Here is a 13772-nt window from a genome sequence, read left to right as displayed (position 1 = left end):
CGGACCGCGAGGACGGAAACCGTGGGTGGGTGCTGAGAGGTTCTGCCCATGACGACTTTCAAAGCCTCCGACTTCCGCCCGAACAGCCCAGCGGCGTTGATCGCCGCCCTACCGGCCGTCCTCGGCTTCGTGCCCGAACACTCCCTGGTGCTGGTGACCTTCGAGGACGACGAGTTGGGCTGCGTGATGCGCGTGGACCTGACGGGCGAGCTCGACGACTCCCTCGCCCACCTGGTCGACGTCGCCGCCACCAACGGACCCGACTCGGTCGTAGCCGTGATCGTCGACGAAGACGGCGCTGCGTGCCGCATGTGCCTCGACGAGCACCGGTTGTTGGCCGACGTGTTGGCCCGGCACTTGGACGACCGGTGCGTCGAACTGCTCGCCGCCTACGTCGTCGACCGCTTGGAGGAGGGTGGGCAGTGGCACCGCGTCGACGGCGAGCCGGGGGCGGGCGCAGTCGACGACCCCATGTCGTCGCCCATGGCCGCGGCCGCCGTGCTCGAGGGGCGTCGCCTCTATGCGCGGCGCGCGGAGTTGCAGGCGGTCGTCGCGGTCGACCCGGTGCGCGCCGAGGGGCTGCGGACGGCGATGCTGCTCGCCGAGCACGACGGTGAGCTCCGGCCCGACGTCGACGCGCGCCGCGACGTCGAACACGCGCTCGCGGTGGCCCGCGGCCTGTCCGAGGGAATGGTCCCCGAAGACGACGACCTCGCCGCGGTGGGCTGCGCCATAGCGGACACTCGCGTCAGGGACACCCTGTACGCGCTCGCCGTCGGGCGGGAGGCCGACCGGGCCGAAACGCTGTGGGCGTTGTTGGCGCGGACGCTACCCGACCCGTGGCGGGTGGAAGCGCTGGTGCTGCTTGCGTTTTCGGCCTACGCGCGCGGCGACGGCCCACTCGCCGGCGTGTCGCTCGAAGCGGCGCTGCGCAGCGACGGTGGCCACCGGATGGCGGTCATGCTGGATCAAGCGTTGCAATCCGGCATGAGACCGGACCAGATCCGCGAACTCGCGCAGACCGGGTACCGGTTGGCCAAACGACTGGGGGTGCGCCTGCCGCCGCGTCAAGGCGTCGGCAAGCGGGCCGGTTAGACCTTCTCCACCCTGACGGCGTGTGCCATGTGGTGGGGGAGTTCGACCTGTTCGTGGCCGGGGATCACGATCAGCACGCTGCCGTGGTCGCTGACCTGCACGGTCACCCGGGCATCGGGCACCACGCCGGCGTCCTTGAGTCGAGCGATCAACTCGACGTCGCCCTGGACGTGTTCGGTGAGCTGGCGGACCCGGACGGCGACGGGGAAGCCCGTCGGCAGCTCGGTGAGTCGCACCAGGCTGACGTCGTCGACTTCCGACGTCGGGACGCCCAGCTCGGAAAGGCCCGGAATCGGGTTGCCGAACGGCGAGGTGGTCGGGTTGTCCAAGACCTGGACGAGGCGCCGCTCGACGTCCTCGCTCATGACGTGTTCCCAACGGCACGCCTCGGCGTGCACTTCTTCCCACGGCAGCCCGATGACGTCGACCAGCAGTCGCTCGGCCAACCGGTGCTTGCGCATCACCGACACGGCCAGGGCGCGGCCCTTGTCGGTCAGTTCGAGGTGGCGGTCGCCGGCCACGTGCAGCAGCCCGTCGCGCTCCATGCGGGAGACGGTCTGACTCACGGTCGGACCGCTCTGCTCAAGCCGTTCGGCGATTCGGGCACGCAGCGGCACCACGCCCTCTTCTTCGAGGTCGTAGATGGTCCGCAGGTACATCTCGGTGGTATCGATCAAATCGTTCATTCGCAGCCCTCCGTTGCATTGCGAGTCTACCGGTCATGGCGCCTGAACTGGGACGCAGCATGGCCGGGACCAGATGAACGGCGCGATGCCCGCCGCAGGCGCGGCGGGCATCGCATCGTCGTCGCAGCAGTTGGGGCTAGCTGGCGTAGGAGCGCAGCCGCTCGGCGCGGTCGCCGTGGCGCAACTTGGCCATGACTTCGCGTTCGATCTGGCGCACCCGCTCCCGCGAGAGTCCAAACAGCTTGCCGATCTGGTCGAGCGTCCGCGGCTGGCCGTCGTCCAGACCGAACCGCAGCCGGATCACCTGCTGCTCGCGCTCGTCGAGGGTAGCCAGCACGTGCCGGATGTCGGTGTGCAGGAGCTCGGAGATGACCGCGTTCTCGGCCGACATCGCCTCCGAATCCTCGATGAAGTCGCCGAGGGGTGCTTCCTCGTCGCTGCCGACGGGCATGTCAAGGCTCACCGGGTCCCGGCTGTGCGACAGCAGGTCGGCGATCTTCTCGGCCGGAATGCCGGATTCCTCCGCGAGCTCCTCGTCGCTGGCGTCCCGCCCGAGGTTCTGGTGCATTTCGCGCTTGATCCTGGCGAGCTTGTTGACCTGCTCGACCAGGTGAACGGGCAGACGGATGGTGCGGCTCTGATCGGCCATGCCACGGGTGATCGCCTGCCGGATCCACCACGTCGCATAGGTGGAGAACTTGAATCCCTTGGCGTAGTCGAACTTCTCCATCGCGCGGATGAGCCCGAGGTTGCCCTCCTGGATCAGGTCGAGCAGCGGCATGCCACGCCCGGTGTAGCGCTTGGCGAGCGACACCACCAGCCGCAGGTTGGCCTCCAGCAAGTGGCGGCGGGCCGCCTCGCCGTCGCGAACCACCGCTGCCAGCTCTCGTTTGCGGTTCTCGCCAAGTCGCTTCTTGGTGTCGAGAATATGTCGCGCATAAAGCCCGGCTTCGATGCGTTTGGCGAGTTCAACCTCGTCTGCCGCGTTCAGCAAGGCAGTCTTGCCGATGCCGTTCAGATACACGCGCACCAAGTCTGCGGCTGGGCTCTGGGAGTCCAGATCGGAATCGATGCGGCTTGCGGTGGCGTTTGCCATTACGGCCTCCTGCTCTGCTGGAACTGTCATGAGCTACAACGCTCGTCTGGTTCCAAGAGTTCCCGCGGGCCGCCGGTTTCACACCTTCTGACCTGCACTTATCGGCCGTTGACCTGAGATTCTCCTGAGAATGCGGAAAGAAGGCTCAGATCAGGGAACGTCGCGGTGCCATTCGGCCGACTCGGGTTGCGGCGCGGGGCGGACGCGCGCCTGCAGGGCGGGGCGCTCGGCGGTGGGGAACAGGGGAATGCGGCCCTTGTCCTGGTAGCGCCGCGGTTCTTCGGCCTTGCGCGGAGGTCGGTCGTTGGCGATCAGCACGGCGATCCACGGAAGCGGGATGGACGCCACCAGAATCGCCAGCGAGATAAGTCCGTTGTGCCAAATTCCGTACGCGAGCGCGGCGCCAAGGAGTGCGGGAACTCGCCACGACATGATCTTGAGGTACTTGCGTACCCTTTCGCGGTGCTGCTCTTCGTAGGGCTGCGCCGCGCGCGTGATGAGAACCGGTCGACCATCGTCGTCGAAACTCAGCTCTGGGCCGTGTTTCATGACTCCACTGTTCCACAGATCGGGCGTCATCAATCGGTCCGGTTTCTTACAGATCGCTTCCCGGGCACAATGACTGCATGGACACCCAGACCATCGAGCGCCCCGACACCGACGAACGCGTCGACGACGGGACGGATGACGACACTCCCAAGGTCTTCCACTACGTCAAGAAGGACAAGATCGTCCAGAGTGCCGTCGAAGGCACCCACGTCGTCGCCCTCTGCGGCGAGGTGTTTCCCGTGACCAAGTCGGCCAAGCCGGGGTCACCGGTGTGCGCCGACTGCAAGCGCATCTACGAGCAGCTCAAGAAATAGTTCTCGGGCGGTCGGCGGACGGCGCGTCTGCGCTCGCTGACGCGCGTCGATCCTTCGTGTCGCCGTTGCGCTCGTCGGCCTTGTCCTCCAGCCAGCCCATCAGTCGCTTGGCGTGGGTGTCGGGGGCGGGCCACTCCTCCTGAATTGCGGCGTTGAGCTCGGCTCCCATCATGATGGAGAAGCCGAGGAAGAACGCGAACAGCAGGAAGGCGATCGGTGTCGCCAGGGCGCCGTAGGTGTAGCCGGTCCCGGTGATCCACGTCAGGTACACCCGCAGCCCCAGCGTGGCCACCAGGAAGACGATCGCCGCCAGCATCGCTCCGTAGACGAGTCGGTGCGACGGCAGCGGCCGGGGCAACGCCACCCGGTAGAGGATGGTGATCGCGATCACCAGGGCGATGAAGAGCACGGGGTAGTAGCCGTAGCTCAGGATGTACTGCCAGTTCTCCGGTATGTGCTCGGCGATCTTCATGGGCCCGATCGCCAGCAGCGGCGCCGTGGCGATGATGAACACCAATCCGATGACGTACAGGCCGAGCGCGTAGAAGCGCTGTCGCACCGGGTGTCGCAGCTCGGTCTGATCGTGCGCCTCGACGACGGCGTCGACGAAGGCCGACACTGCCGAGGACCCCGCCCACAGCGAGATGACGAAGCCAAGCGACACCACCTCGCCGCGCGCCCCCGCCACGATGTCGGACACCGTCGGCGCGATGATCTCGTTGACCACGTTGCTCGAGAACAGGTTTCCCGCGGTACTGACCAAACGATCTTCGATGGTCTGCAAGGTGTTCGGACCGAACAGCGGCGCGATGTAGGCCAAGCTACCGAGCATTCCCAGGAGCAGCGGCGGCAGCGACAATGCGCTCCAAAACGCTGCCGCCGCCGACTCCGAGAAGATCGAGTCGTCCCAACTCTTGCCAAGCGTGCGCTTCAAAACGGGCCAGGCATGGCGTCGGGACGGCTTGGCCGGCGTGTGCTCGTCGTTCATGACCACACCAGCATTCACGACCGCGCAATTTCGTGCGCGGGGTGGTGGCTCAGTGAAGGGTTACGAATCGACCTTGCTGGTCTCCAGCACGGCGGCGAGCTCGACCAACTTGGCCTCGTGCTCGTTTGCGTGATGCTGGCAGAACAACAGGACAGCACCTGACGGCAGTTTCGCGACGACTCGGGCGGCGGCGCCGCATCGGTCGCAGCGATCAGCCCGGGTCAGCTCAGGGCTGGTCAGAGTTGCGTTCATGGCGCCTCCTCCATATCTGCTACGTGCTTTCTTCCACTCTGTCAGACGTTTTCACTTCCGGCCTTGTTCCCCGGTCGTTAACCGGTGTGTCGTGTCTCACGCGCCGAACGTTTCGGCCGGGCACACTGACGGCATGGGTCCGACGCCGCGCGAGCTGCTCCATCTGTGTACCTCCGACGAGTGGGATGCCGCGGCGGCGGTCGGCGAGAGGCGGCCTCCGTCGCTGGATGCTCAAGGCTTCGTGCATCTTTCGTCGCCCGAGCAGGTGCATCTTCCCGCGAACCGGTTGTACGCGGGCCAACGCGACATGGTCGTGTTGCGACTCGATCCGCGACTCTTGAGCGACCCGGTGCGGTGGGAACCCGGCGTGCCGACCGATCCGGAATCGATGACCTTCCCGCATTTGTACGGCCCGCTCCCCGTCGCGGCTGTGACCAGTGTCACGCCGTATCTGCCTGGACCCAACGGTCACTTCCCGCCGTGGGATCCGTCCAACAGGTAGGCGTCGACCTCGATTTCGACGTACATGTCGGCGGCGACGAGCGCCGAGACCTCGACCATGGTCGCCACGGGCAGGACGGTGCCGAACACCTCCGCGTGCACCGCACCGACCTCGCGCCACGACGCGATGTCGGTGACGAACATGCGCGTGCGGACTACGTCGTCTAGGGACGCGCCGACTTCGCCGAGCGCAATCGCAATGCGCCGAAAGGCCTCTCGCGCCTGAGCGGCGACGTCAGGCCCCGGCGCGGTGGTCCCCGCGACGACGACGAACGGTCCCGTCCTGACGACGCGCGAGTACGCCACTGCTGCCTCGAAGGGCGAACCCGACGACACGTTTACGCGATGTGTCGTCACCAGACCACCAACACGCGTCGGCTAGTCGAGGTAGTCGCGCAGCACCTGTGAGCGGCTCGGGTGACGCAACTTCGACATCGTCTTGCTCTCGATCTGACGGATCCGCTCGCGCGTGACGCCGTAGACCTGGCCGATCTCGTCGAGGGTGCGGGGCTGACCGTCGGTCAGGCCGAAACGCAGCCGGACGACGCCTGCCTCACGCTCGGAGAGCGTCTCCAACACCGACTGCAGCTGATCCTGCAGGAGGGTGAAGGACACGGCGTCCACGGCCACGACGGCCTCGGAGTCCTCGATGAAGTCGCCGAGCTGGCTGTCGCCCTCGTCGCCGATGGTCTGGTCGAGGGAGATCGGCTCACGCGCGTACTGCTGGATCTCCAGCACCTTCTCCGGCGTGATGTCCATTTCCTTGGCGAGCTCTTCCGGCGTGGGCTCACGGCCCAGGTCCTGAAGCAGCTCACGCTGGATGCGGCCGAGCTTGTTGATGACCTCGACCATGTGCACCGGGATGCGGATGGTGCGGGCCTGGTCGGCCATGGCGCGGGTGATGGCCTGACGGATCCACCACGTCGCGTACGTCGAGAACTTGTAACCCTTGGTGTAGTCGAACTTCTCGACCGCGCGGATCAAGCCGAGGTTGCCCTCCTGGATGAGATCCAGGAACGCCATGCCGCGGCCGGTGTAGCGCTTGGCCAGCGAGACGACGAGGCGCAGGTTGGCCTCGAGCAGGTGGTTCTTCGCCTTGTCGCCGTCGCGGCAGATCCAGAGGTAGTCACGCCGCTGCGCGGTGGTGAGCTTCTCGCCCGCCTCGGCGAACTCGGTCATCTTCTGCGTGCAGTAGAGGCCGGCCTCGATGCGCTTGGCGAGCTCGACTTCTTCCTCCGCGTTGAGCAGTGCGACCTTGCCGATCTGCTTCAGGTATGCCCGCACCGAGTCCGCGGAGGCGGTGAGCTCGGCGTCCTTGCGGGCCTGCCGCAGCGCCTCGGACTCTTCCTCGTCCCAGACGAAATCGCCGGAGGCCTTGTCCTTTTCGGACGGCTCGGAGATGTCCTCGTCGTCCGCGCCGTCCTTGGCAGCCTTCGGGTCGACGACAGCCGCACCCTCGACGGCGACCTCGTCGACCTCTACGACCTCCAGGTCTTCGAGTTCGACGTCGGCTTCGAGCTCCTCGTCGGGTTCGGCTTCGAGATCGTCACCGGCGTCCTGGACGTCGCCCGAGGCAATCTCGTCGCCGTCGGTCTTCTTGGCCCGCGGGCCGGCCGCCTTCTTGGCGGGAGCCTTCGCGGCCCGCTTGGCGGGCGCGGTACCGCTGGCTGCCTTCGCCGCCGCCTTCTTGGCGGGAGCCTTGGTGACGGTGCGCTTCACCGGCTCCTCTATCGCCGGGCTTACCTTCGTCGCTGCCACGTGCACCCCTTCGGTCTTGCGAGACTCGGTAGCGTGGGCGTGCGCCACCGTAAAACGTCGACTGTCTGTTGATGGCGTTTGTTATCTGCGTGGATACCTGCCGCCATCCGTGATGAGGCCGCCGTTGACCATTGTAACGACAGAGTGGGCAACTGCCGCTACGAGCGGTAAATTGACCGTCTGGCGAGCCGCTTTCGGTGCGGGCTTACCCGTAGTGCGACGAGGGACTGGCTACGACAGCCACTCCATTGCCACGATCGGGCCGTCCCGGGAACGTTTCGTGCTGATGTCCGCCGTGTCAACCGGCGTGACAACAGTGAAGTCGGGCACACCACCGAAAACTGATTCTCTCTAGTCCGCGCAATTGCATTTGCTAGCTGCAATGATGGGGACGTGCCTGTGGCAACGGTGAGTCGCTCGGCGGAGCGCCAAGCGGTCGACGACCTGCTCGGCGTCGCCGGCATGGCGCCGTCCGCCCTGGTGATCGCGGGGGAGCCGGGCATCGGCAAGACCACCCTGTGGCTCTACGGCGTGGAGCGGGCCCGCGAGCATGGCTTCCGGGTGCTGTCCACGCGCGCCGATGAAGCGGAGTCCGTCCTTGCCTACGCCGCGATCGCCGACCTTCTGCAGGACGTCGAGCCGGAGGTGCTCGCAGGACTGCCCGAACTTCAACGCGTGGCACTGGACCGGGTCCTCCTTCGGACGGGCAGCGAGGGGCCGCCCACCGATCAGCGGGTGACGGGGTCGGCGGTGGCGGCGGTCCTCACGGCGATGGCAGCCCGCCAGCCGATCCTGCTGGCCGTCGACGACGTCCAGTGGCTGGATGTGTCGAGCCAGGCGGCGCTGGCATTCGCCGCGCGCCGGCTGACCGGCCGCGTCGGCCTGCTGCTAACCGGCCGCGCGCACGCCACCGAACCCGACCCGGCCGACTGGTTGCATCTGCAGACGCCGGACGCCGTCACACGGGTCCGAGTCGGCCCGCTGAGCCTTCGGGCGCTGCACACCATGATCTTGGAGCGCTTCGGCAAGGCGTTTCCCCGGCCGACGATGGTGCGCATCGCCGAGGTGTCCGGCGGGAACCCGTTCTACGCGCTGGAACTGGCCCGCGGCGTCGACGGCCGATCGTCGGTCGGCGACGCGGTACTTCCGAGCACGCTGACCGAACTGGTGCGGCTGCGCACCGAACACTTCGACGGCCAGGTCGGCGACATGTTGCTCGCCGCCTGCTCTGTCGGCGACGCGACGGTCGACCTCCTCGCCGCCGCTACCGGGTTGGCAACAGGGCGTGTCGTCGAACTGCTCGAAGGGCCCGAACGCGAGGGCATCGTCCGAATCGACGGCAACAGCGTGGTGTTCGCCCACCCCCTGCTGGCCCGCGGCATCTACACCCACGCCGGTCCTGCCCGCCGCCGTCGGATGCACCGGGCCCTGGCCGCCGTCGAGGACCGGCCCGAACTCAAGGCCCGCCACATGGCGCTGGGTGCCGCGAGTGCCGAGCCGGCCACCCTGCACGCCCTCGACGACGCCGCCGCGGCCGCCGTGGGTCGTGGGGCCGCGGCCGCCGCCGCGGATCTCTACGAACTGGCCATCGGTCTCGGAGGTGACACGCCCACTCGTCGGCTCAGCGCGGCCGAACAACACCTACGGGCGGGTGAGACGCGTCGCGCCCGCCGGATGATCGAGCCGGTGGTCGACGGATTCCCCGTCGGAGGGGTCCGCGCCGCCGCGCTGAACCTGCTCGGTGCGGCTCGAATGTCCGAGCACGACTACGCGGGCGCGCTCCCGTTGCTCGACGAGGCCGTCAACCAGGCGGTCGACGATCCGGCGTTGTCGGTCAAGGCGAAGTTGCTGCACTCCCGGGCCCGTTCGATGACCGGTGACCAGGAGGCGGCGCGGATCGAGGCGAAGTCCGCCGTCGTCCACGCCGAACGGCTTGGGGACGCCAAGCTCCTCAGCCAGGCGCTGTCGCTGACCGTGATGCTCGACTGCGCACACGGTCTCCGGCGAGACGGGGCCGCCCTGGCCCGCGCGCTGGAACTCGAGGTGCCCGATCCCGACGTCGCGGCGCACTGCCGGGCCAGTGTCGTCGACGCCGTGACGATGTCGTGGACGGGGGGCCTCGAGGAGGCGCTCGCCGGTCTGATCGCCGCCCGCAGACGGTGCGTCGAGATGGGCTCCGACGCGGACCTGGTGTTCGTCTCGGGTCACCTCGCGATGGTCTACACCTGGCTGGGGCGCTACTCGGTGGCCGCGGACGTGGCCCAGGACATGGTGCGGCGGGGGGAGAACCTCGGCGGCGGCTACCCGGTGGTCGTCGGTCGGACCCAACGCGCCCTCGCATCGGCATATCTGGGCCGGGAGCGCACCGTTCGTGACGACGCACGGGTGGCGATCGCCGGAGCGCATCAGTGCGGGGCGCCGTTCCTGACCATGCGGCCGCTGATCGCACTCGGCTTCCTCGAGGTGTCACTGGGCAACTACGAGATGGCCCTAAAGGTGTTGCAGCCCTTGCTTGCCGAGCGCGAGGACGGCGACGCGCGAGGCATCTTCCCGGTGTCGTACGTACCGGACGCCGTCGAGGCCATGGTTGCGCTCGGTCGACTGGACGAGGCGACGCCGTTGGTCGAGGCCATGGAATTGCACGGCGCCGAGCTGGATCGGCCGTGGATGCTGGCTGCCGGTGCCCGCGGGCGAAGCATGCTGCAGGCGGCCGCCGGTGATCTCGTCGACGCCGAGGACACCCTTCGGCGGGCACTGGTGCAGCACGACAGGCTGCCGATGCCGTTCGAGCGGGCGCGCACACAGTTGTTCCTCGGCCAGGTGTTGCGCCGCCAGCGCAAGAAGAACCTGGCGGCTGCCACGCTTCGCGAATCGTTCGAGACGTGCGGTGAATTGGGCATGCCGTTGTGGGCCAACAGGGTTGGCGCGGAGCTCAAGCGCACGGACGCTCCGCGGACGAATCACTCCGAGCTGACCGCGTCGGAACTGCGGGTGGCGAGGTTGGCGGCGGCGGGCAAGACCAACAAGGACATTGCGACGGCCCTGTTCATCAGCCCGAAGACCGTCGAGCACAACCTCAGCAGCGTCTACCGGAAACTTGCCGTCCGCACCCGTTCGGAACTGGCCAGTCGGGCCGGCGTGCTCGGCGAGGAGTAGGGGCGCGCCTCAGCGCTGAGCAACCTCGGCGGCCATGGCGGCGCCGACGATGCCCGCTTCGTTCTGCAGCGCAGCCGCAACCACGGGGGTTCTGTTCTGCAGCAACGGAATCCACTTGTCGGCCTTGCGGCTGATGCCGCCACCGGCGATGAACAGGTCCGGCCAGATGGCGTTCTCGACGGCGATGAGCACCTTGGTGACTTCCTTGGTCCAGCGCTCGTAGCTCCAGTCCTTGGCTTCCTTGATCGACGACGCGGCGCGGTGCTCGGCTTCCTTGCCGCCGACCTCCAAGTGCCCGAACTCGGTGTTGGGTAGCAGCACCCCGTTGTGGATCACCGCCGAACCGATGCCGGTGCCGAAGGTCAGCAGGACGATCACCCCGGTGTTGTCCTTGCCGGCGCCGAACTTCTCCTCGGCCAGCCCTGCCGCGTCGGCGTCGTTGAGAACGGTGACCTTCCTACCGCCGAGGGCGGCGCTGATCACTTCCTGGGCGTTGATGCCGATCCAGCCCTTGTCGACGTTGGCTGCCGTCTGCACGATTCCGTCGGTGACGACGCCGGGGTAGGTGACACCGAGCCCACCCTCCCAGCCGAACTTCTCGACGACCTCGGCGATGGTCTTCGCCACGGAGTCGGGCGTCGATGGCTGCGGCGTCGGAAGCTTGAAGCGTTCACCGATCAACTGGCCGGTGTCGAGGTCGACGATGCCGCCCTTCACCCCGCTTCCGCCGACGTCGACGCCGAAACCGCGGCGTGAGGAGCCGTCGTCGTTCGAGCTGGAGGGGGAAGTTTCAGTCATTGAGCGCTCCTCTGGGAGAGGCCGACAGGTGCGACGCCAACCACACACTAGTGCCTCGCCACGAGCGATGTGTTGCGATGGGAGGGTGACCGACGACCATGATCCGGGCCGCCTTCGGGCCGTCGCCGAACTGCTCGCGGAGGAGGCCGCCGCCTTCGTCCGACGCCGCCGCGCCGAGGTTTTCGGCGCCGGTTCGTCCGCTGACGCGGCCGCCGCGACCCGCACCAAGAGCACTCCGACCGACCCCGTCACGATCGTCGACACCGAGACCGAGCGGCTGCTGCGGAACCGACTTGCCGAGCTGCGACCCGGAGATCCGATCGTCGGGGAGGAGGAGGGCGGCTCGGCCGCCGGCCTTCCTGGCAGGCCGACGTGGGTCCTCGACCCGATCGACGGGACGGTCAACTTCGTCTACGACATCGAGGCGTATGCGGTGTCGATCGGCGTGCAGGTCGACGGGCGGTCGGTGGCGGGCGCCGTCGCGAACGTCGCGACGGGGGAGATCTTCTCCGCCGCTCGGGGCGCCGGCTCCCACGTGCGGCGCGACGGAGCGTCGACGCAGCTGCGCTGCAACCCCGTCGACGACGTCTCGATGGCGTTGGTGGGCACCGGTTTCGGATACGCGCCGGAGCGACGTCTGGTGCAGGCCGAGGTGCTGGCCCGGCTGATACCCGACGTCCGCGACGTGCGGCGGATCGGCTCGTGCGCGCTGGACCTGTGCATGGTAGCGGCCGGTCGCCTGGACGCGTACTACGAGCTGGGCGTCAACGTGTGGGACTGGGCCGCGGGCGCGCTGATCGCCGAGGAGGCCGGTGCCCGGTTGCACCTGCCGCCGATCGAGGAGGCCGCGGGGGAGGCCAGTCTGATCGTCGCCGCGGCGCCGGGGATCGCCGCGGAGTTCGACGAGGTCCTGCGCCGGGCCGGCGCATTCTGACCGGTTCAGCAGGCGGCGGTGTGGATCTTCTTCAGTAGCGCCGAGTCGGCGGGCTGGGTGGCGTCGGGGCGCAGGCTCGCGAGCACCGCGTCGATGTCGTCGTTGTGGCTGACGTCGGAGAACTCGGTGCCGATCGCCAGGTCGACGGTGTCGTCAGGGCGCTGATCCTGGAAGAGTTCGGTGCAGGGAGTGACGAGCCACAGCGCGGCGGCGGCGGCGCGCCCGGACGGCCCGAACCGGATCTGGCCCTGGCACGCCAACCGGGTGTTCTCGTAGACGGTGTCGTTGCCTGCGGTGGGCGGGGCGTAGCCCAGATCGCGCAGTGCGCCGGCCACCTCTCCGGCTTGCCCGCCCTGGCCGCTGGCGTTGAGCACGCGGATCTTCGTGTCGGCGAGCTTCGCCGGGGTGACGTCCATCATGGTTGCGGGGGTCACCGGTTCGCCGAGGGCGGTCTGGGTGGCGTCGGCCATCGGGGGCGGCGGGTTGCACGCAGCCTGTTGCCGCACGTCGGGGGTCTGGTTGAACGCGACGACCCAGACCGTCAGCGTCACGACGGCAAGTGCCACCATGAGGACGATGCCGGGAATGACGTTCCTTCGGCGGAACGGGCGACCGTGTTTGTCGAACGCCGTACCCGAGGTGATCTGCGCTACCACCCCTGCACTGTAAGGCCAGGGCCCGTCACCGGTCGCCACCAGGTCTTTTCCGGTGTGATATAACTCACAATCAATCCGGCGCCCTGGCGGGCACGAATCGTTGGGTGGATGCGTTCTGCGCTGGTACAAAGCTCTGTCGCACCACGACGGAACGATGAGGAGGGGAGCAGGATGGCTACCGACTACGACGCACCACGGCGCACCGAGACCGACGACGTTTCCGAAGATTCGCTCGAGGAACTGAAGGCCCGGCGCAACGAAGCTCAATCGGCGGTCGTCGACGTAGACGAGTCCGAATCCGCCGAGTCCTTCGAGTTGCCGGGGGCTGATCTCTCCGGCGAGGAACTGTCGGTTCGGGTCGTCCCCAAGCAGGCCGACGAGTTCACCTGCTCCAGCTGCTTCCTCGTGCACCACCGCAGCCGCCTGGCCAGCGAAAAGGGCGGCATGATGGTCTGCACCGACTGCGCGGCCTGACCGGTCAGCTGCGCAACGCCGCCAACACGCGGTCCGGTCGACGGCAACTCACCAACCAATACGGCGTCGGGTCGTCCGGATCGTCGAGCACGACGAGGATCATCGGCTTGATCCACGCGCGGTGAACCACGTACGCCGCCGGATCGAGCTGACGGCCGAGTGCCGCCGACTTCGCCGACTTGGGTACCTCGGCCGACCTCGAAATCACTCCGACGGGCAGATGGGCCGCACCGACCCACAGCTCGGTCCCGGATCCGTCGTCGGACGTGCTGACCACGCGCACGTCCACCCGTCCCAGCCACACCAGCACCGCCACCGCGACCGGCAACAGCAGGGCGTACGGCACCCAGTCGGGGAGTGACCGAACGCCCAGGTTCACCTCGTAGGCGATGATGACGGCCAGCAGGAATGCGGGCAGGCACCACCACAGCGGAACTCTCAGTCGCTCTTGGTAGCGCACCGTTTCGGTGGCTGCGCGCGTATCGGACACCCGGCCAAGAGTAATCTCCGTGGTC

Annotated in this window: 16 protein-coding genes; 6 read left to right on the top strand and 10 right to left on the bottom strand. The window is 67.8% G+C overall.

Annotated features, from left to right (window positions below; genetic code table 11):
* The first annotated feature begins 48 nt into the window (after positions 1-48).
* On the top strand, positions 49-1095 hold the full coding sequence (locus ASD37_RS04820; protein ID WP_056548614.1) for a DUF4192 domain-containing protein: 1047 nt from the start codon (positions 49-51) through the stop codon (positions 1093-1095).
* Here the strand turns inward: ASD37_RS04820 and ASD37_RS04815 are convergent.
* The 3 genes from ASD37_RS04815 to ASD37_RS04805 form a co-directional block, all read right to left on the bottom strand.
* Positions 1092-1781, bottom strand: a complete 690-nt coding sequence (locus ASD37_RS04815) for a metal-dependent transcriptional regulator (RefSeq protein ID WP_056548612.1) — start codon at positions 1779-1781, stop codon at positions 1092-1094. The genes ASD37_RS04820 and ASD37_RS04815 overlap by 4 nt on opposite strands.
* 136 nt (positions 1782-1917) lie before the next feature.
* On the bottom strand, positions 1918-2907 hold the full coding sequence (locus ASD37_RS04810) for a sigma-70 family RNA polymerase sigma factor (protein WP_255354794.1): 990 nt from the start codon (positions 2905-2907) through the stop codon (positions 1918-1920).
* Between the two features lie 120 nt (positions 2908-3027).
* Positions 3028-3426, bottom strand: a complete 399-nt coding sequence (locus tag ASD37_RS04805) for a DUF3099 domain-containing protein (RefSeq protein ID WP_156720714.1) — start codon at positions 3424-3426, stop codon at positions 3028-3030.
* Between the two features lie 77 nt (positions 3427-3503).
* Between ASD37_RS04805 and ASD37_RS04800 the strand changes: the two genes are divergently transcribed.
* A complete protein-coding gene (locus tag ASD37_RS04800) occupies positions 3504-3740 on the top strand; it encodes a DUF3039 domain-containing protein (protein ID WP_056548608.1) in 237 nt (78 codons plus the stop codon).
* Here ASD37_RS04800 and ASD37_RS04795 read toward each other — a convergent pair.
* Positions 3730-4728, bottom strand: a complete 999-nt coding sequence (locus ASD37_RS04795; RefSeq protein WP_056549854.1) for a YihY/virulence factor BrkB family protein — start codon at positions 4726-4728, stop codon at positions 3730-3732. The two genes, ASD37_RS04800 and ASD37_RS04795, sit on opposite strands and share 11 nt — an antisense overlap.
* A 60-nt stretch (positions 4729-4788) precedes the next feature.
* Positions 4789-4980, bottom strand: a complete 192-nt coding sequence (locus ASD37_RS04790; RefSeq protein ID WP_056548606.1) for a hypothetical protein — start codon at positions 4978-4980, stop codon at positions 4789-4791.
* Positions 4981-5113: 133 nt separating this feature from the next.
* On the opposite strand from ASD37_RS04790, the gene ASD37_RS04785 reads away from it, so the two are divergent.
* Positions 5114-5482, top strand: a complete 369-nt coding sequence (locus ASD37_RS04785) for a DUF952 domain-containing protein (RefSeq protein WP_056548604.1) — start codon at positions 5114-5116, stop codon at positions 5480-5482.
* On the opposite strand, the gene ASD37_RS04780 is transcribed toward ASD37_RS04785, so the two are convergent.
* Together ASD37_RS04780 and ASD37_RS04775 are read right to left on the bottom strand one after the other, a co-directional pair.
* The gene (locus ASD37_RS04780; RefSeq protein WP_056548602.1) at positions 5449-5838 is read right to left on the bottom strand and encodes a RidA family protein; all 390 of its coding nucleotides are present in this window, start codon (positions 5836-5838) and stop codon (positions 5449-5451) included. The genes ASD37_RS04785 and ASD37_RS04780 overlap by 34 nt on opposite strands.
* A gap of 21 nt (positions 5839-5859) precedes the next feature.
* On the bottom strand, positions 5860-7287 hold the full coding sequence (locus tag ASD37_RS04775) for an RNA polymerase sigma factor (RefSeq protein WP_082569936.1): 1428 nt from the start codon (positions 7285-7287) through the stop codon (positions 5860-5862).
* A gap of 345 nt (positions 7288-7632) precedes the next feature.
* Between ASD37_RS04775 and ASD37_RS04770 the strand changes: the two genes are divergently transcribed.
* On the top strand, positions 7633-10395 hold the full coding sequence (locus tag ASD37_RS04770; RefSeq protein WP_056548596.1) for an AAA family ATPase: 2763 nt from the start codon (positions 7633-7635) through the stop codon (positions 10393-10395).
* Positions 10396-10404: 9 nt separating this feature from the next.
* On the opposite strand, the gene ppgK is transcribed toward ASD37_RS04770, so the two are convergent.
* The gene (gene ppgK, locus ASD37_RS04765) at positions 10405-11193 is read right to left on the bottom strand and encodes a polyphosphate--glucose phosphotransferase (protein WP_056548594.1); all 789 of its coding nucleotides are present in this window, start codon (positions 11191-11193) and stop codon (positions 10405-10407) included.
* A 67-nt stretch (positions 11194-11260) separates the two neighbouring features.
* Between ppgK and ASD37_RS04760 the strand changes: the two genes are divergently transcribed.
* Positions 11261-12127 carry an inositol monophosphatase family protein gene (locus ASD37_RS04760; RefSeq protein WP_056548592.1) on the top strand — a complete coding sequence of 289 codons (867 nt, stop codon included), beginning with the start codon at positions 11261-11263 and terminating at the stop codon, positions 12125-12127.
* A 5-nt stretch (positions 12128-12132) separates the two neighbouring features.
* On the opposite strand, the gene cei is transcribed toward ASD37_RS04760, so the two are convergent.
* On the bottom strand, positions 12133-12783 hold the full coding sequence (cei, locus tag ASD37_RS04755; protein WP_056548590.1) for an envelope integrity protein Cei: 651 nt from the start codon (positions 12781-12783) through the stop codon (positions 12133-12135).
* Between the two features lie 171 nt (positions 12784-12954).
* On the opposite strand from cei, the gene ASD37_RS04750 reads away from it, so the two are divergent.
* Positions 12955-13257, top strand: a complete 303-nt coding sequence (locus ASD37_RS04750) for a DUF4193 domain-containing protein (RefSeq protein ID WP_056548588.1) — start codon at positions 12955-12957, stop codon at positions 13255-13257.
* A 4-nt stretch (positions 13258-13261) separates the two neighbouring features.
* On the opposite strand, the gene ASD37_RS04745 is transcribed toward ASD37_RS04750, so the two are convergent.
* Positions 13262-13747, bottom strand: a complete 486-nt coding sequence (locus tag ASD37_RS04745; RefSeq protein WP_056548586.1) for a DUF3093 domain-containing protein — start codon at positions 13745-13747, stop codon at positions 13262-13264.
* Positions 13748-13772: the final 25 nt, after the last annotated feature.

This window comes from Mycobacterium sp. Root135, assembly GCF_001426545.1.
In the GTDB taxonomy this organism is placed as follows: Bacteria; Actinomycetota; Actinomycetes; order Mycobacteriales; family Mycobacteriaceae; genus Mycobacterium.
Note: the sequence above shows the minus strand (reverse complement) of the source record. Positions and strands in the feature narration are given on the sequence as shown.